This window comes from Streptomyces sp. NPDC047515 (assembly GCF_040643055.1).
Taxonomy (GTDB): Bacteria; Actinomycetota; Actinomycetes; order Streptomycetales; family Streptomycetaceae; genus Streptomyces.
In genome coordinates, this window is record NZ_JBEYTM010000004.1 from 175,469 (window position 1) to 192,312 (window position 16,844).

Sequence of the window (16,844 nt, forward strand, 5' to 3'; positions counted from 1 at the left end):
CTACGTAGTCGTCGGCAGTCGGCAAGACCGTATCGCTCACAGCCTGGTCACAATGCTGATCAGGATGTAGACGATGATCATCAGAACGAAGAAGGACAGGTCGAGTGCCACGCCCCCGAGACGCAGCGGCGGGATGAACCGCCGCAGAAGCTTGAGCGGTGGATCCGTGACAGTGTAGGTGGCCTCAAGTATGACCACCATCGGCTTGCCGGGCTGCCATGAACGTGCGAACTGGAAGACGTAGTCCATGACCAGCCGGAAGATCAGCACGATGAGGAAACACATCAACGCGATATAGACAACCTGCAGTGCGACGCCCATTTCGCGCTTCCCTCTCCCCTGGCTCTCGTAGCTCCGGCCCTACGGCCGGGTCGTTCCCGGTGTCGTGTTCTCAGCTCTGGTTGAAGAATCCGCCCTCAGCAATGCGGGCCTTGTCCTCCGCCGTGACATCGACGTTAGCAGGCGACAACAGGAACACCTTCTGCGTCACGCGCTCAATGCTGCCATGGAGACCGAAGACGAGTCCTGCAGCAAAGTCGACAAGTCGCTTCGCGTCCGTATCGTCCATCTCCGTGAGATTCATGATCACCGGAGTGCCCTCACGGAAGTGTTCCCCGATGGTACGGGCCTCGTTGTAGGTCCGGGGGTGCAGCGTGGTGATGCGGTAGGGCTCCCGCTCGGACACAACCTTGGGCATGATCACCGGTGCGTTCTTCTCCATGTTCGGGCGTTCAGGTGTGATGGATGCCACGGGTGCGATTCGGGCGGGTCGCTCCCTTTCCGCCGGGATCTGAACCGGCTCCCGCTGCGCGGGAGGCTGCGCCACTCGTACCGGTTCGTCCCGTTCCCGCTCCACTTGATGCGCGGGCTGGTGCCGCCGCCGGTCGCGCTCGGGCTCCGGCTCGGGTTCGAATTCGTCATCGGGGTCGAACCCCGGACCGTCGTACCCATCGTCCTCCACGAGGCCGAGGTAGACCGCCATCTTGCGCATCGCGCCGGCCATGCTCTGAGTCCTCCGCTCTGTGGTGGATCGGCATCTGTCACCAAGTGCCCCGCGATCCACTGAGGCCTGCCCGCCATAGGCGGGAATGACCATATTTTCTGCTGTGGTCCGACCTGCTTGGCGACGTTACCCGAGCCTCGGTCGGACTCCGAGTACCGCCGTACCGACGCGCACATGTGTCGCTCCGGCCGCGACCGCATCCTCGAGGTCCGCGCTCATCCCCGCAGAGACCATGTTCGCAGCCGGATGGTTCCCGCGCAGGCGGGATGAGAATTCCATCAGCCGGTCGAAGGCGGCGCGTTGCCGTCCCGCGTACGGTCCGGCGAGCGGCGCGACGGTCATCAGACCGCCGAGTCGCAGCCCGGGTGCGGAGTCGACCGCGGCGGCCAACTCCTCGATCCCGCCCGGCGCGACACCGCCCCGGTCACCGCGCTCGCCGCTCTCCGCGTCGAGCGCGACCTGGATGAGGCAGCCGAGTTCGCGCTCCTCGCGCACGGCCGCCGCCGACAGGGCCGTGACCAGTTTGACTCGATCCACTGACTGCACGACATCGGCATAACTCGCCACAGAACGAACCTTATTCGTCTGCAATTGACCGACAAAGTGCCAGATGAGCGACAGATCCGCACATTCGGCTGCCTTGGGGGCCGCGTCCTGGTCACGATTCTCCGCGACATGACGCACACCGAGTTCATGCAGAATCCGCACATCGCTCGCGGGGTAGGTCTTGGTGACCACGATGAGGGTCACTTCTTCCCGTTTGCGACCGGCGGCGATACAGGCGGAAGCAATGCGTTCCTCCACCCGTGCCAGATTTTCGGCGAGTTGAGTCCTACGATCCGTCATGCCCTATCAGTCCAACCAGACATATCCGGCGAGCCGCCCGGTGGTGCGGTCGCGGCGGTACGAAAAGTGATCGCCCGATTCGAGGGTGCAGACCGGCGATGCCTGCCGGTCCTCGACCCCGAGGGCTTCGAGCTGGGCCTGGACCCCGGCGGTGACATCCACGGCCGGGGTGCCCCAACTGGTCTCGGACCAAGCGGCCGGGACGCTCTCGGCGACCTCGGCGCGCATCCCCGCGGGGACTTCGTAGCACCGCCCACAGACAGCCGGTCCGGTGCGGGCGATGATCCGGTGGGTCTCGGCACCGAGTCCGACCATGGCCTCGACCACGGCGGGGACCACTCCCGCGACCAGACCGGGGCGGCCCGCGTGCGCCGCCGCCGCGATCCCGGCGACCGGGTCGGCCAGCAGTACGGGGGTGCAGTCGGCGGTGAGCACGGCGAGCGGCAGCCCGCGCCGAGCGGTCACCACCGCGTCCACCGCGGGGATCTCCGCGGCGTCGCCCCACGGGCCGTCGACCACCGCGACGTCCCGACCGTGCACCTGATTCATCCAGACGACCTGCGCCGGGTCCAGACCGAGGGCCCTCGCGGCGCGCTCCCGATTGGCCAGAACGGCGGCGGGGTCGTCTCCGACCGCGCCGCCGAGGTTGAGCTCCTCGTACGGAGCGGCGCTCACCCCGCCCCACCTGTCGGTGAAGGCGAAGTGCGCGCGATCCACTGAGGACACTGAAGGTGCTGCGGGACCTGCGTGATACGGACCTATCACTTCAAGAAGTCCGGAACATCCAGCTCTTCGACCGCGGAGTCCTGGTAGGGACGGGCCGGCGGGATGTGCGGCGGAGTGACCGGGGGCAGGTGGCTCTCATTGACCGCCGGTACGGGCTCGGCCTGGGCCGGGGGCTCCTCGCGCGGCGGCACGGAACCCAGTCCGCCGGTCTGGCGCACGGGCTCGGCGGTCCGGACCGGCGCGACCGACTCCTCGCGCTTGGCGGTGTTCGCGCCCAGGACGTTCTCGCGCCGGGCCGGCGGCTGCCCGCCGTCGAAGCCCGCCGCGATCACGGTGACGCGGACCTCGTCGCCCAGCGCGTCGTCGATGACCGCACCGAAGATGATGTTCGCCTCGGGGTGCGCCGCCTCGCTCACCAGCTGGGCGGCCTCGTTGATCTCGAAGAGACCGAGGTCGCTGCCGCCGGAGATGGAGAGCAGGACACCGCGGGCGCCGTCGATGGACGCCTCCAGGAGCGGCGAGGAGATCGCCATCTCCGCGGCGGCCACCGCGCGGTCGTCGCCGCGGGCCGAGCCGATGCCCATGAGTGCCGAACCGGCCTCGGACATGACCGACTTGACGTCGGCGAAGTCGAGATTGATCAGGCCCGGCGTCGTGATGAGGTCGGTGATGCCCTGGACACCCGAGAGCAGCACCTGGTCGGCCGACTTGAACGCGTCGAGCACGCTGACCTGGCGGTCCGAGATGGACAGCAGCCGGTCGTTGGGAATGACGATGAGGGTGTCGACCTCTTCGCGGAGCTCGGCGATGCCGTCCTCCGCCTGGTTCGCGCGTCGCCGGCCCTCGAAGGTGAACGGGCGGGTGACCACGCCGATCGTCAGGGCGCCGAGCGAGCGCGCGATGTTGGCGACGACGGGTGCGCCGCCGGTGCCGGTGCCGCCGCCCTCTCCGGCGGTGACGAAGACCATGTCGGCCCCCTTGAGGACCTCCTCGATCTCCTCACGGTGGTCCTCTGCCGCCTTGCGACCGACGGCCGGGTTGGCCCCGGCGCCGAGTCCGCGGGTGAGTTCGCGGCCGACGTCGAGCTTGACGTCGGCGTCGCTCATCAACAGGGCTTGCGCATCAGTGTTGATCGCGATGAACTCGACGCCCTTGAGACCGACCTCGATCATTCGGTTGATGGCATTGACACCACCGCCGCCGACACCGATGACCTTGATGACTGCGAGGTAGTTCTGCGGTGCTGCCACGTCGAAGGCCTCTCGCCTCGAGTTACGTGTCGTCGCTTCGCGGTAGTCCCGCCGCGACGACGGATGCCGATTGGGACGGTCCGAAACGCCGACCCGAACCCTAACGTTGAAGTTTAGGGTTACCAGTGTGTCTGCTTCATGGACTCTTCCGAACAGGACACTAAGTCGACAAGCGGCGCCCGTTCAACGAACACGCCGAACCTCCCGTTTTTCTTTTCACCCTATGTGATCACCCGTAGCGCTGACCAACCAGGGTGCTGGCCAGGCCAAATGTGCGTCAACTACCCGACACGGCAGGGGCGGTGGGTGCACTCACGTCGAAGTGTCCCGCTTTGGGAGAGGCTTTCATGAGAGCGGCGAGGACTCTCGCCTTCACCGACCCGTCCTCACCACTGCCCCAGGCCACCGTCCGACCCCGGGTGAGCTCCAGCGAGACCGAATCGTACGAGGTGACCCGTACGACCTCGGTATCCCTGGCGATGCCGCCCGGAAGGCCGCCCGCGACCCGGACAGCCTCCCGCACCAACCGGGCGCTGCCGAAGCGGCGCAGGCTCGCGGACCGATCAGGCGTCAATTCCAGCAAAGGTACATGACCGGGCGATTTGTCCACTGTTGCGAAGCGCACGCCCTTCGCGTCCACTTCAATGAACTTTGCGTCCTTTTTCATCAACAGGACCGGCTGTCGTTCGGTCACCTCGAGTCGGATTCCGTGCGGCCACGACCGCGCGACATCCACCGAGTCGATACGGGGCAATTTCTGGCGCAACCGGCCAGCGATGGCATCGGTGTCCACAGAGATCAGCGGGGCACCGATCGGCACCGCCGCGGCGGCCTCCACCTCGGCGGGAGTCAGCACGTCGACCCCGCTGATCCGGACCTGTTCGGTACGGAGCCACGAAGAGCCGTAGAGCGCCCAGACGGCGCCGGAGCCGAGCAGCAGCACCAGTACGCCGATCACGATCAACTGTCTGCGGCTGGGCATTCTGCGTCCCTGCGGGCGCGGGCGCGACGGGCGGGCCGGGGAGTCCTCCCGCTGGGCTGCACCGCGCTGGGCGGTCGTCGGTCCGGCCACGCTCGCTCCTTATGCCGGGTCCGGGGGCGCCGCCCCCGGACCCGTCTGCCGCCTCACGCGCCTCGGCGTGCGGCAATCGCCTCGTACACCATGCCGACGAGCAGGTCGTCGGCGTCCCGGCGGCCGAACTCGGCGGCCGCGCGGGACATCTCGTACAGCCTGTGCGGATCCGCGAGCACCGGAAGGACGTTGCCCTGCACCCACTCGGGGGTGAGCGCAGCGTCGTCCACCAGCACACCGCCGCCGGCGTTGACCACCGGCTGGGCGTTGAGCCGCTGTTCACCGTTGCCGATGGGCAGCGGGACGTAGGCGGCGGGGAGCCCGACGGCGGAGAGTTCGGCGACGGTCATCGCGCCCGCCCGGCAGAGCATCATGTCGGCCGCCGCGTACGCGAGATCCATCCGGTCCACGTACGGTACCGGGATGTAGGGCGGCATCCCGGGCATGTTGTCGACACGCGGCAATTCGTTCTTCGGACCGACCACGTGCAGGATCTGGATCCCGGAGCGCTGCAGCAGCGGGGCGACCCGCTGGACCACCTCGTTGAGATGGCGGGCGCCCTGCGAGCCGCCGGAGACCAGCAGCGTCGGCAGGTTGGGGTCGAGGCCGAAGGCGGCACGCGCCTCGGGGCGGACCCGGGCCCGGTCCAGGGTGGCGATGGTCCGGCGCAGCGGGATGCCGATGTAGCGGGCACCACGCAGCTTGCTGTCGGGGGTGGAGACGGCGACCCCGTGGGCGTACCGGGAGCCGATCTTGTTGGCCAGGCCCGGCCGGGCATTGGCCTCGTGGACGACGATCGGCACCCCAACCCGCTTGGCGGCGAGGTAGCCGGGCAGGGCGACGTAGCCGCCGAAGCCCACGACGCAGTCCGCCTTGGTGCGTTCCAGGACCTGCTCGGCCGCCTTGATGGTGCCGCGCAGCCGTCCCGGGACGGTGATCAGTTCCGGGGTGGGCTTGCGCGGCAGCGGTACGGCCGGGATCAGGGCGAGTTCGTACCCCCGCTCGGGTACGAGCCTGGTCTCGAGTCCGCGCTCCGTGCCGAGGGCAGTGATTCCCACGGTCGGGTCCTGCCTGCGCAGGGCGTCCGCGAGGGCAAGCGCGGGCTCGATGTGGCCGGCGGTCCCCCCACCGGCGAGTACGACATGCACCGAAATTCACCGCTCTCCGGACGGACGCTTCTTGACGCGCCGTCTCATCGTCTTCCATCTCACCCCGGGCCTCCGCATGGCCAGGGCCGCCTTCGCGGCGGGATCGTCCCGCGCGAACGCGATCAGCAGCCCGACAGCGAACATGGTCGGCAGCAGGGCCGACCCTCCGTAGGAGAACAGCGGGAGCGGGACACCGGCGATCGGCAGCAGGCCGAGCACCGCACCGATGTTGATCACGGCCTGCGCCGTGATCCAGGTGGTCACGCCTCCCGCGGCATACCTCACGAAGGGGTCCTCCGTGCGTCCGGCCACGCGGATACCCGCATAGCCTAGAGCCGCGAAGAGGGCGAGCACCGACAGTGTCCCCGCCAACCCCAGTTCCTCCCCGGTGATGGCGAAGATGAAGTCGGTGTGCGGTTCGGGTAGTTGACCCCATTTTTCCACACTCGCACCGAGCCCGGAACCGAACAATCCACCGGACGCCAGAGCGTAGATCCCGTGCACGGCCTGCCAGCAGGAGTCCCCCGGGCCTGGTTCGCTGGCCCCGATGCAGGCGAGCCTGGACATCCGGTTCGGGCTGGTCTTGATCAGCACGAACGCGATCATTCCGGCGAACGCGAGCACCCCGGCGAAGAGCCTGGTGGGTGCCCCGGCCAGCCAGAGCAGTCCGAACAGGATCGCAGTGAGAATGATCGCAGTGCCCATGTCACCGCCGAGCATGATCAGCCCGAGGAGCATGAAGGCGACGGGAACGAGCGGAACGAGCATGTGCTTCCACTGCGTCAGCAGCCGTTTGTCCTGTTTACGGGCGAGCAGGTCCGCGCCCCACAGGACCAGGGCGAGCTTGCCGAACTCACTGGGCTGGAGCTGGAACGGCCCGCCCAGATAGAGCCAGTTCCGGTTGCCGTTGATCGACATCCCTATCCCTGGCACCTGGACCAGCGCCATCAGGAAGACGGATCCCATGAGCAGCGGATAGGCGAACGCCCGGTGGAGTTTGACGGGCATCCGGGCAGCGAGCGCCATCAGGCCGGCGCCGATGACGGCGGCGAGGAATTGTTTGCGGAAGAAGTAGGAGCCCGGCAGGTGCAGCTCCAGGGCCTTGATCATCGAGGCGGAGTAGACCATCACCAGGCCGAGCACGGTGATCAGCAGGCCGGCCCCCAGGATCAGGTAGTACGCGGTCAGCGGGCGGTCCCAGGCCCGGCGTGCCTGCTCGTACATCCGCCGCACGCCACCGCCGCGCGGGGCACGGGGGGTGCCGGTGGAGCGCCCCTTGGGGCGCGCCACCGAGGGGCGCCGGGGGCCGGCGACCGACCTGACCCGCAGGGCGGGACCGAGCGGTGCGCCGGGGCCCGCGCCCGCGAGGAGGGGCGGGATGAACGCCCGGCTGGTCGCCGCGCCCCGTGAGCGGTCCCCACGGGGCGCGGCGGAGCTCTCTTCGGCCGGCATTGTCGCTGTCCCCTCCAGTGCTCGTGCCCGGGGCCGCAGCCTGGGGCCGGGGCCCGTGGCGCGGCTGCCCGCACCCGGTCGTCCGGGACAGTACGGCGCGGAGGCCGGGCCCGTCAGGCGCTCTCGGCGGCGAGCGCGCGGACCGCGTCCGCGAACGCCTCGCCCCGCTTGTTGTAATTGACGAACATGTCCATCGAGGCACAGGCCGGGGCCATCAGTACGGTGTCCCCGGGCCGGGCGAGCCGTGCAGCCTGGTGGACCGCCTCGGACATCGCCCCAGTGTCGGTCCGGCCGAGGTCGACCACCGGGACCTCGGGGGCGTGTCGCGCGAGGGCTTCGCGGATCAGCGCCCGGTCGCGACCGATCAGCACAACGCCCCGCAGCCGCCCGGCCGCCCCCGTCACCAGTTCGTCGAAGGCGGCACCCTTGGCGAGGCCGCCGGCGATCCAGACGATCGGGTCGTAGGCGGCGAGGGAGGCCACGGCGGCATGGGTGTTGGTGGCCTTGGAGTCGTCGATGTACGCGACCCCGGCGACATCCGCGACGTGCTCGATGCGGTGCGGGTCGGGGCGGAAGGCCCGCAGTCCGTCCCGTACGGCCGCGGGCTCGACACCGAAGGCGCGGGCCAGGGCCGCGGCCGCCAGGGCGTTGGCGATGTTGTGCGGGGCCGGCGGGTTGACGTCGGTGACCTCGGCGAGCTCCTGGGCCTGCTTCTGCCGGTTGGCCACGAAGGCGCGGTCGACGAGGATGCCGTCGACGACGCCGAGTTGGGACGGGCCGGGTGTGCCCGGCGTGAAGCCGATGGCGCGGCAGCCCTCCTCGACATCGGCCGCGCGGACCAGGTCCTCGGTCGCCTTCTCGGCCGCGTTGTAGACGCAGGCGATGCGGTTGCCCTCGTAGATCCGGCCCTTGTCCGCGACGTACGCCTCCATGGAGCCGTGCCAGTCGAGATGGTCGGGCGCCAGATTGAGAACCGCCGCCGAGTGGGCGCGCAGCGAGGGCGCCCAGTGCAGCTGGAAGCTGGACAGCTCGACGGCGAGTACGTCGTACTTCTCGTCGCCGAGGACGGCGTCCAGGAGGGAGACGCCGATGTTGCCGACGGCGGCGGTGCGCAGCCCGGCCGCCTCCAGGATCGAGGCGAGCATCCGTACGGTCGTGGTCTTGCCGTTGGTGCCGGTGACCGCGAGCCAGGGTGCCGGTTCCCTGCCGTCCAGACCGCGCAGCCGCCAGGCGAGTTCGACGTCGCCCCAGACCGGGACGCCCGCCTCGGCGGCTGCGGCGAAGAGCGGCTTGTCGGGCCTCCAGCCGGGGGTGGTGACGATGAGCTCGGTGGACTCGGGCAGGGTCGCCCCGTCGCCGAGGCGCACGGTGATGCCCTGCGCCTCCAGCTCCGCGGCCTGCGTACGGGACCGTTCGTCGTCCCCGTCGTTGACCACCGTGACGACGGCCCCGAGGCCGTGCAGCACCTTGGCCGCCGGGATTCCGGACACTCCGAGTCCCGCGACGGTGACGTGCTTGCCCTGCCAGTCCTGGTTGCTCACTTCTCGGCTGCCCATCCCGCGTAGAAGAGACCGAGTCCGACGATCACGCACATGCCCTGGATGATCCAGAAGCGGACCACGACAAGGACTTCGGACCACCCCTTGAGTTCGAAGTGGTGCTGGAGCGGCGCCATCCGGAAGACCCGCTTACCGGTCATCTTGAAGGAACCGACCTGGATGACCACGGACATGGTGATCATCACGAAGAGGCCGCCGAGGATGGCCATCAGGAACTCGGTACGGGAGCAGATCGCCAGGCCGGCGAGGGCGCCGCCGAGGGCGAGCGAACCGGTGTCTCCCATGAAGATCTTGGCGGGTGAGGTGTTCCACCACAGGAAGCCGAAGCAGGCGCCCATCAGTGCCGAGGCGACGACCGCGAGGTCCAGTGGGTCGCGTACCTGGAAACAGGCGTTGGGATTGGTCAGGGTCGTCGCGTTGGCGCAGGACTCCTGGAACTGCCACAGCCCGATGAAGGTGTACGCGCCGAAGACCATCACCGACGCACCGGTGGCCAGCCCGTCCAGACCGTCCGTCAGGTTCACGCCATTGGACATGGCGAGAATCATGAACAGGGCCCAGACGACGAACAGCACCGGGCCGATCGACCAGCCGAAGTCCGCGACGAACGACAGCTTGGTGGAGGCCGGGGTGTTGCCGCGGGCGTCGGCGAACTGCAGTGAGAGCACCGCGAAGGCGATACCGACGATCAACTGCCCCGCCATCTTCGCCTTGGCCCGCAGGCCGAGCGAACGCTGCTTGACGATCTTGATGTAGTCGTCGAGGAAGCCGACGAGACCCATGCCGGTCATCAGGAAGAGCACCAGCACACCGGAGAAACGCATCTCCTCGCCGGTGATCAGCTTCGCCGCGAGGTACGCGATGATCGTCGCCAGGATGAAGGCAATACCACCCATGGTGGGCGTGCCCTTCTTGGACCCGTGGGTGCGCGGGCCGTCGTCCCGGATGAACTGGCCGTATCCCTTGCGGGCCAGCAGCTTGATCAGCAGCGGAGTTCCGACCAGGGTCAGGAAGAGCCCGATGGCCCCCGCAAAGAGGATCTGCCTCATCGGCCGGCGACCTCGCCCTCGGACGTGTTCTCCAGCAGCGTCATGACGACCTGCTCCAGGCCGACCGACCGGGACGCCTTCACCAGCACGACGTCTCCCGGGCGCAGTTCACTGCGCAGCAGGTCGACGGCAGCCTGTGCGTCGGACACGTGCACCGACTCCTCACCCCACGAACCCTCGTTGTATGCGCCCAGTCGCAGCCAGGAGGCCTCTCTGCCCCCGACCGCGACGAGCTTGCTGACGTTGAGCCGGACGGCAAGCCGTCCGACCGCGTCGTGCTCGGCGAGCGAGGCGTCGCCGAGCTCGGCCATGGGGCCGAGCACAGCCCACGTACGCCGGCCCTTCCCCATGGCGACCAGCGCGCGCAGCGCTGCTCTCATGGATTCGGGGTTCGCGTTGTAGGCGTCATTGACGAACGTCACGCCGTCCGGACGCTCGGTGACCTCCATGCGCCAGCGGGAGAGGGTGCCCGCCTCGGAGAGCCCTTCGGCGATCTCGTCTGCGGACAGGCCCAACTCATGGGCGACGGCGGCCGCGGCGAGCGCGTTCGACACGTGGTGCTCACCGTACAGGCGCATGGTCACGTCGCTGCACCCGGTGGGTGTGTGGAGCTTGAAAGTGGGGCGGCCGTCGTCGGTGAGACGGACGTTCTCGCCCCGTACGTCCGCATCCGCGGCTTCGCCGAAGAGCAGCACCGGGGCTTTCGTACGGGGGGACATGGCACGCACGAGCGGATCGTCGGCGTTGAGCACGGCACGGCCGTCCTCGGGCAGCGACTCGACCATCTCGCCCTTGGCCTGGGCGATCTGCTCCCGGCCGCCGAACTCGCCGATGTGGGCGGTGCCGACGTTGAGGACGAGGCCGACACGGGGCGGGACGAGACCGGTGAGATAACGGATGTCGCCGATGTAGCGTGCGCCCATTTCGAGCACGAGGTGGCGGGTGTCCTCCGTGGCGCGCAGCGCGGTGAGCGGCAGGCCGATCTCGTTGTTGAGGTTGCCCGCCGGGTAGACGGTGGGCCCCTTGCGTTCGAGGAGCTGGGCGATGAGGTCCTTCGTGGACGTCTTGCCCGCGGAACCGGTGAGGGCGACGACGGTGGTGCCGAGGCGGCCCACGACGGCGCGGGCGAGCGCGCCGAGTGCGGCCACGACGTCGTCGACGACGATCGCCGGAACGCCGACGGGGCGGGCGGCCAGCACGGCTGCCGCGCCCGCCTCGACGGCGCGCTGCGCGTAGTCGTGGCCGTCGACCCGCTCGCCGACGAAGGCGACGAACAGGCTGCCTTGCTTCACCTCTCGGGAGTCGATGACGACGGGCCCGCTGACGGTTGCTGCCGGATCGGGTATGTCGTGCGACTGCCCGCCGACGATTTCGGCGATCTCGGCGAGGGAAAGGGCGATCACTTGGTCATCCCTGACTGTTGTTCTCGTGGGTGTGGGCGCGGTGGGCGGCGCTCTCGGTGCCGCTGTGCCCCAGGGAACGCTCGATGGCCGCGCGCAGGACCACGCGGTCGTCGAAGGGGCGGACCACGCCGTGGATGTCCTGGCCCTGCTCGTGGCCCTTGCCGGCGATCAGCACCGTGTCACCGGGCTCGGCGCGGGCGACTGCGGCGGCGATGGCGGCGACCCGGTCGGCGTCGACCAGGACGTCGCCGCGCTCGTGCACGGGCACCTCGGCGGCGCCCGCGAGCATTGCGGCGAGGATTCCGAGAGGGTCCTCGGAACGGGGGTTGTCCGAGGTCAGTACGGCGGTGTCGGCGAGGCGGGCCGCCGCGGCGCCCATCGGGCCGCGTTTGGTGACGTCGCGGTCGCCGCCGCAGCCGAGGACGATGTGCAGCCTGCCCTTGGTGACCTTGCGCAGGGAACGCAGGACGGACTGGACGGCGTCGGTCTTGTGCGCGTAGTCGACGACCGCGAGGTACGGCTGTCCGGCGTCGACGCGTTCCAGCCGGCCGGGGACGCCCGGCACGGCGGCGACGCCGTCGGCCGCGGTCTGGGGGTCCAGGCCCGCGACGGCGAGCGTGACGATCGCGGCAAGGGTGTTGGCGACGTTGAACGGGCCGGGCAGCGGCGCCCTGGCCGCGATCCGCTCGCCCTGGGGGCCGACGACGGTGAAGGTGGAACCCAGCGGCCCCACTTCGACGTCCTCGGCGCGCCAGTCGGCGTCCGGGTGGCCCTCGGCGGAGAAGGTGACGACCGGGACGGACGCCTCGGTGATCAGCCTGCGGCCGTACTCGTCGTCGAAGTTGACGACGCCCTGCCGGCTGCGCCGCGGGGTGAAGAGCTGCGCCTTGGCCTGGAAGTAGTCCTCCATCCCGGAGTGGAACTCCATGTGCTCCGGGCTGAGGTTGTTGAAGACCGCGACGTCGAAGACGCAGCCGTCGACCCGGCCGAGCACCAGGGCGTGGCTGGAGACCTCCATCGTCACCGAGTCGACCCCGCGTTCGCGCATGACGGCGAACAATGCCTGCAGATCGGTGGCTTCGGGGGTGGTGCGCTCGGACTTGATGCGCTCGTCGCCGATCCGCGTCTCCACGGTGCCGATCAGCCCGGTGGCGCGCCCGGCGCCGCGGAAGCCACCCTCGACGAGGTACGCGGTGGTGGTCTTTCCGGAGGTTCCGGTGATGCCGATCCGGAGGAGGTCGGCACCGGGCTGTCCGTAGATCTCAGCGGCGAGTTCGCCCATCCGGCCGCGCGGGTCCTCGGTGACCAGCACCGGCAGTCCGGTGGCGGCGGCACGCTCGGCGCCGGCCGGGTCGGTGAGGACCGCCGCCGCGCCGAGACCGGCCGCCTGGGCTACGAAGTCGGCGCCGTGGAACCGGGCGCCCGGCAGGGCCGCGTACACATCACCGGGGCGGACCGCCCGCGAGTCGTGGGTGATGCCGGTGACCTCGCCGGTTCCCGGCGGTTCGACTCCCAGCCGGGCCGCCAGCTCACCGAGGGGTGTCGGCCTGAGCCGATCCGGGCGGGGCGCTCCCGGGTAGTTCACAGGGGCGTCCTTCTGGGTGGTTTGGAACTGATCAGCGTGGGGCACGGCGGTGAGCGTACCGGGCGCACCCGGCCTCCCGCGAAGTGAGGGCCCGGGGTTCTGGTGCTTCCCGTTCCGGTTCCCGGGATCGGGGGTGATGGTTGTCACTGGCTGGTTTCCCGTGTTCACTCGCCGGGCTTGAAGGACACCGGCAGCCGTGCTGACTCGCTGCCGGACGGTGGGGTCTGGAGGGTCTTCAGAGCGAACTCCATGACCTGTTTGTAGATCGGCCCACAGATCTGACCGCCGAAGTAGCTTCCCTTGGTCGGGTTCTGGATCGCGCAGTAGACCGTGATCTGGGGGTTGTCCGCGGGTGCGAAGCCCGCGAAGGACGCGGTGTAACCGTGGTAGCCGCCGCGGACCGGGTCGACCCGGTTGGCCGTACCGGTCTTGCCCGCCACGCGGTAGCCGGGGATCTTGGCCTTCGTTCCGGTGCCCTCCTCGTCACCGACCACCGACTCCAGCATGGCGGCGAGCGTCCTGGCTGTCTTCTCGCTGACCACCCGGGTCCGTTCGGGAGCGGGGGCGGCCTTGAAGTGGCCGTCGGGGCCCTTGGTGCCGCGTACCAGCGTGGGCGCGATACGGACCCCGTCGTTGCCGATCGTCGAATAGATGGAGGCGGCCTGCATGGCGTTGAGGGAGAGTCCCTGGCCGAACGGGATCGTGTACTGCTGCGAGGTCGACCAGTCCTTGGGCTTGGCTAGGATGCCGGGGGTCTCGCCCGGGTAGTCGAGACCGGTCGGCGAGCCGATCCCGAATTTGCGCAGGTAGGAGTAGAGGACCTGGTTGGCCTCGGCCTGGCTCCTGCCGAGTTCTCCGGTGGCCAGGATGGTGCCGATGTTGCTGGACTTGGCGAGTACGCCGTTGAGCGTCAGGTACCAGGTGGGGTGGTCGATGTCGTCCTTGAAGAGCCGGTCGCCGCGGTGCAGCCGGTTGGGGACGGTGACATGGGTGCCCGGGGTCGCGACCCCCTCCTCCAGCACGGCGGCCATGGACATGACCTTGCTGGTGGAGCCGGGCTCGTACACGTCCTGGAGCGCCGCGTTGCCCAGCGAGGCCGCGTCGGCCTGCGAGAGGTCGTTGGGGTCGAAGCCCGGCGCGTTGGCCATGGCGAGGACCTCGCCGGTCCTGGTGTTCTGCACGACCACGTAGCCGCGGTCCGCCTTGGACTTCTTCACCTGGTCGGTGATGGCCTGCTGGGCGGCCCATTGGATGTCGCGGTCGATGGTCAGCTCGATGTCGGACCCGGCGACGGCCGGGACCTCCTGGGTGCCCGCGGTGGGCACCCGCCGACCGCCGGACTGGGCGTACTTGATCTTGCCGTCCTCGCCCGCGAGCTCCTTGTCCAGCTGCGATTCGAGGCCGCCCGCACCCTTGCCCTCGGCGTTGACGTAACCCAGTATCCCGGCGGCGAGCCCGCCGTTGGGGTAGACCCGCTTGGTGGTCGACTCCTGGAAGATCCCGGCCAGCACATTGGCTCCGGGGCCACCGGCTGCCTTGTCCTTCGTGGCCTTCTCGGCGAAGACGGACTTGAGGTCCTTGATCTGGTTCCAGACCTGCGGGGTCCGGCGGCGGGCCAGGACGGTGTAGCGGCCCTTCTTGGACAGCTTCGCGGTCAGTTCGGCGGCATCGGCGCCGAGGATCGGGGCAAGGAGGGCCGCAGCCTGCTGGGGTGCGTCGGGGACCTTGCTGAACTCGGGCGTGAACATCGACGGGTCGGCGGTGATGTCGTACGCGTCGACGCTGGTGGCCAGCGCGATACCGCTGCGGTCGGTGATCTGACCGCGCTCGGCGGAGATCGTGTAGCTGAGGTAGCGGTTCACCTTGGCCTTGGCCGCGTACGCGTTGGCGTCGACGGCCTGGACCTGGAGGAGCCGGACGACGAACGTCAGCATGACGAGCGTCAGGGCGAGGCTGACCAGGCGGAGCCGGGGGCGCGGGCTGCCGAGGCGGAGCGGGGACGCGGGGCGGCTGCGGGGCGTCCGCCCGCGGGAGGCCGGGGACGACGGGCGGCGGCCGGCCGGCCGGGGGCGTCCCTGGCCGCCGGCGGCGCCGCGGGGGCGCGCGGGCCCGGGGACCCGGCGGCGCGGTGGTTCCTTGGGAGGCACTGCGTCACCTGCCTGGGCTCGTCGAGGGCTGGTCTGCCGGGGCGCGCGGCCCGGCTGGCGGGGCTGCGGAGGGGCCGGGCGTCACAGCGGTACCGGAAGGGGTGGCCGGCGCCGAGGGCGAGCCGGGGGACGTACGGGGCTTCCGCGGCGGTGCTGTGGGGGTCGGCTGGGCACTCGTCTCGGCGGGTACGCCACGGACCTTGCCGTCCGGGTCGAGGAAGGCGGGGCTGCCGCCGGGCACCATGCCCAGTTGGCGGGCGCGGCGCTCCAGGGCGTCCGGCTCCGAGTAGTTGTCGACGTCGTTCTGGAGGGCCTGCTGCTCGTCGGTGAGCTGGGTGGTCTTCTTCTTCAGCTCGCTCAGCCTGAACGATCCTTCGTTGAGGGCCGAGTTGAGCACCAGGAGCGTGATCAGCCCGCCGCCGAGAAGCAGCACGACCAGCAGGACGAAGGGGGTACGGGCCGCGTTGCTGGGCCCGGACGGCATCAGCCGGGCGAGCCGCGCCGCCCGCCCTCTCAACTGCGCGGCCGGTCTGCTCACCGTGCCGCCCCCGGCGTCTGCGGTGTCCGGGTCCCCGGTCGCCGGGCACTCATCGTTCCTCCTCGCGGATCCGCTGGGCGCCTCGCAGCCGGGCGGGGGCGGCACGCCGGTTCTCGGCGACCTCCTCCTCCGTGGGCAGCTCCGCGCCACGGGTCAGCAGCTTCAGCCGGGGCTGGTAGCGCTCGGGCACGACCGGCAGGCCGGGCGGCGCCGTGGTGGCGGCACCCGCCGCGAAGACCTGCTTGACCAGCCGGTCCTCCAGCGAGTGGTAGGAGAGAACGGCGATGCGACCGCCGACCGCGAGACTCTGCACGGCGGCCGGAATGGCCCGCTCCAGCACGGTGAGCTCGCCGTTGACCTCGATGCGCAGCGCCTGGAAGGTGCGCTTGGCGGGGTTGCCGCCGGTGCGCTTGGCCGCCTGGGGCAGCGAGTCGCGGATCAGCTCGACGAGCCGGGCGCTGTTGCTGAACGGCTCCTTCTCGCGCTCGCGCACGATCGCGGAGACGATCCGCTTGGCCTGCTTCTCCTCGCCGTACGCCCGCAGGATCCGTACCAGCTCTCCCGCCGGATAGGTGTTGAGCACCTCGGCGGCGCTGATGCCCGTCGTCTGGTCCATGCGCATGTCCAGCGGGGCGTCCTGGGCGTACGCGAAGCCGCGGTCGGCCTCGTCCAGCTGCATGGAGGAGACGCCGAGGTCGAACAGGACGCCCTGGACCTTCGGGACGCCGAGCCTGGCGAGCACCTCCGGCAGTTCGTCGTAGACCGCGTGCACCAGGGTGGCCCGGTCGCCGTACGGGGCGAGCCGCTCGCCGGAGAGCCGCAGCGCCTCCTTGTCCCGGTCCAGCGCGATCAGCCGCGCGGAGGGGAAGGCCGAGAGCAGTGCTTCGCTGTGTCCGCCGAGCCCCAGGGTGCAGTCGACGACCACGGGCTGCTGCGGGCCCGGCACCTCCAGAGCCGGGGCCAACAGGTCCAGGCACCGCTGGAGCATCACCGGGACGTGTCGGGTCTGGCTCATGTGCCCTCTCAGGCTCAGGTCCCGGGTGGCTCCACGTACGGCCTGGTCCCC

The 16,844-nt window shown here is 69.9% G+C and carries 15 protein-coding genes; all 15 read right to left on the reverse strand.

The genetic code is table 11. The annotated features are described in order from the left end of the window. Positions 1 to 36 precede the first annotated feature (36 nt). Positions 37 to 321 carry a YggT family protein gene (locus tag ABZ826_RS04965; RefSeq protein ID WP_361442240.1) on the reverse strand — a complete coding sequence of 95 codons (285 nt, stop codon included), beginning with the start codon at positions 319 to 321 and terminating at the stop codon, positions 37 to 39. Positions 322 to 391: 70 nt separating this feature from the next. Then, a complete protein-coding gene (gene sepF, locus ABZ826_RS04970) occupies positions 392 to 1,003 on the reverse strand; it encodes a cell division protein SepF (RefSeq protein WP_361442243.1) in 612 nt (203 codons plus the stop codon). Between the two features lie 126 nt (positions 1,004 to 1,129). Then, positions 1,130 to 1,849, reverse strand: coding sequence for a YggS family pyridoxal phosphate-dependent enzyme (locus ABZ826_RS04975; RefSeq protein WP_361442246.1), 720 nt, complete (start codon positions 1,847 to 1,849; stop codon positions 1,130 to 1,132). Between the two features lie 6 nt (positions 1,850 to 1,855). Beyond that, positions 1,856 to 2,566 carry a peptidoglycan editing factor PgeF gene (pgeF, locus tag ABZ826_RS04980; RefSeq protein ID WP_361442249.1) on the reverse strand — a complete coding sequence of 237 codons (711 nt, stop codon included), beginning with the start codon at positions 2,564 to 2,566 and terminating at the stop codon, positions 1,856 to 1,858. 44 nt (positions 2,567 to 2,610) lie between these two features. Then, complete coding sequence (gene ftsZ, locus ABZ826_RS04985) at positions 2,611 to 3,825, reverse strand: cell division protein FtsZ (RefSeq protein ID WP_361442252.1); 1,215 nt, start codon at positions 3,823 to 3,825, stop codon at positions 2,611 to 2,613. Between the two features lie 277 nt (positions 3,826 to 4,102). After that, on the reverse strand, positions 4,103 to 4,897 hold the full coding sequence (locus ABZ826_RS04990) for an FtsQ-type POTRA domain-containing protein (protein ID WP_361442255.1): 795 nt from the start codon (positions 4,895 to 4,897) through the stop codon (positions 4,103 to 4,105). A 53-nt stretch (positions 4,898 to 4,950) separates the two neighbouring features. After that, positions 4,951 to 6,045: an undecaprenyldiphospho-muramoylpentapeptide beta-N-acetylglucosaminyltransferase gene (gene murG / locus ABZ826_RS04995; protein WP_361442258.1), complete on the reverse strand. Its 1,095-nt coding sequence runs from the start codon at positions 6,043 to 6,045 to the stop codon at positions 4,951 to 4,953. A gap of 6 nt (positions 6,046 to 6,051) precedes the next feature. Continuing rightward, complete coding sequence (gene ftsW, locus ABZ826_RS05000) at positions 6,052 to 7,497, reverse strand: putative lipid II flippase FtsW (RefSeq protein ID WP_361442261.1); 1,446 nt, start codon at positions 7,495 to 7,497, stop codon at positions 6,052 to 6,054. A 113-nt stretch (positions 7,498 to 7,610) separates the two neighbouring features. After that, on the reverse strand, positions 7,611 to 9,038 hold the full coding sequence (gene murD / locus ABZ826_RS05005; RefSeq protein WP_361442498.1) for a UDP-N-acetylmuramoyl-L-alanine--D-glutamate ligase: 1,428 nt from the start codon (positions 9,036 to 9,038) through the stop codon (positions 7,611 to 7,613). Continuing rightward, complete coding sequence (mraY, locus tag ABZ826_RS05010) at positions 9,035 to 10,105, reverse strand: phospho-N-acetylmuramoyl-pentapeptide-transferase (protein WP_361442264.1); 1,071 nt, start codon at positions 10,103 to 10,105, stop codon at positions 9,035 to 9,037. The genes murD and mraY overlap by 4 nt, the downstream gene beginning before the upstream one ends. After that, positions 10,102 to 11,508, reverse strand: coding sequence for a UDP-N-acetylmuramoyl-tripeptide--D-alanyl-D-alanine ligase (gene murF / locus ABZ826_RS05015; RefSeq protein ID WP_361442267.1), 1,407 nt, complete (start codon positions 11,506 to 11,508; stop codon positions 10,102 to 10,104). The genes mraY and murF overlap by 4 nt, the downstream gene beginning before the upstream one ends. Before the next feature lie 4 nt (positions 11,509 to 11,512). Continuing rightward, positions 11,513 to 13,093, reverse strand: coding sequence for a UDP-N-acetylmuramoyl-L-alanyl-D-glutamate--2,6-diaminopimelate ligase (locus tag ABZ826_RS05020; RefSeq protein ID WP_361442501.1), 1,581 nt, complete (start codon positions 13,091 to 13,093; stop codon positions 11,513 to 11,515). A 164-nt stretch (positions 13,094 to 13,257) separates the two neighbouring features. Continuing rightward, positions 13,258 to 15,240 (reverse strand): penicillin-binding transpeptidase domain-containing protein, encoded by a 1,983-nt coding sequence (locus ABZ826_RS05025; RefSeq protein ID WP_361442270.1) that lies wholly within the window; start codon positions 15,238 to 15,240, stop codon positions 13,258 to 13,260. 4 nt (positions 15,241 to 15,244) lie between these two features. Continuing rightward, on the reverse strand, positions 15,245 to 15,778 hold the full coding sequence (locus tag ABZ826_RS05030; protein ID WP_361442273.1) for a septum formation initiator family protein: 534 nt from the start codon (positions 15,776 to 15,778) through the stop codon (positions 15,245 to 15,247). Between the two features lie 49 nt (positions 15,779 to 15,827). Further along, positions 15,828 to 16,793, reverse strand: coding sequence for a 16S rRNA (cytosine(1402)-N(4))-methyltransferase RsmH (rsmH, locus tag ABZ826_RS05035; protein ID WP_361442276.1), 966 nt, complete (start codon positions 16,791 to 16,793; stop codon positions 15,828 to 15,830). Positions 16,794 to 16,844 lie beyond the last annotated feature (51 nt).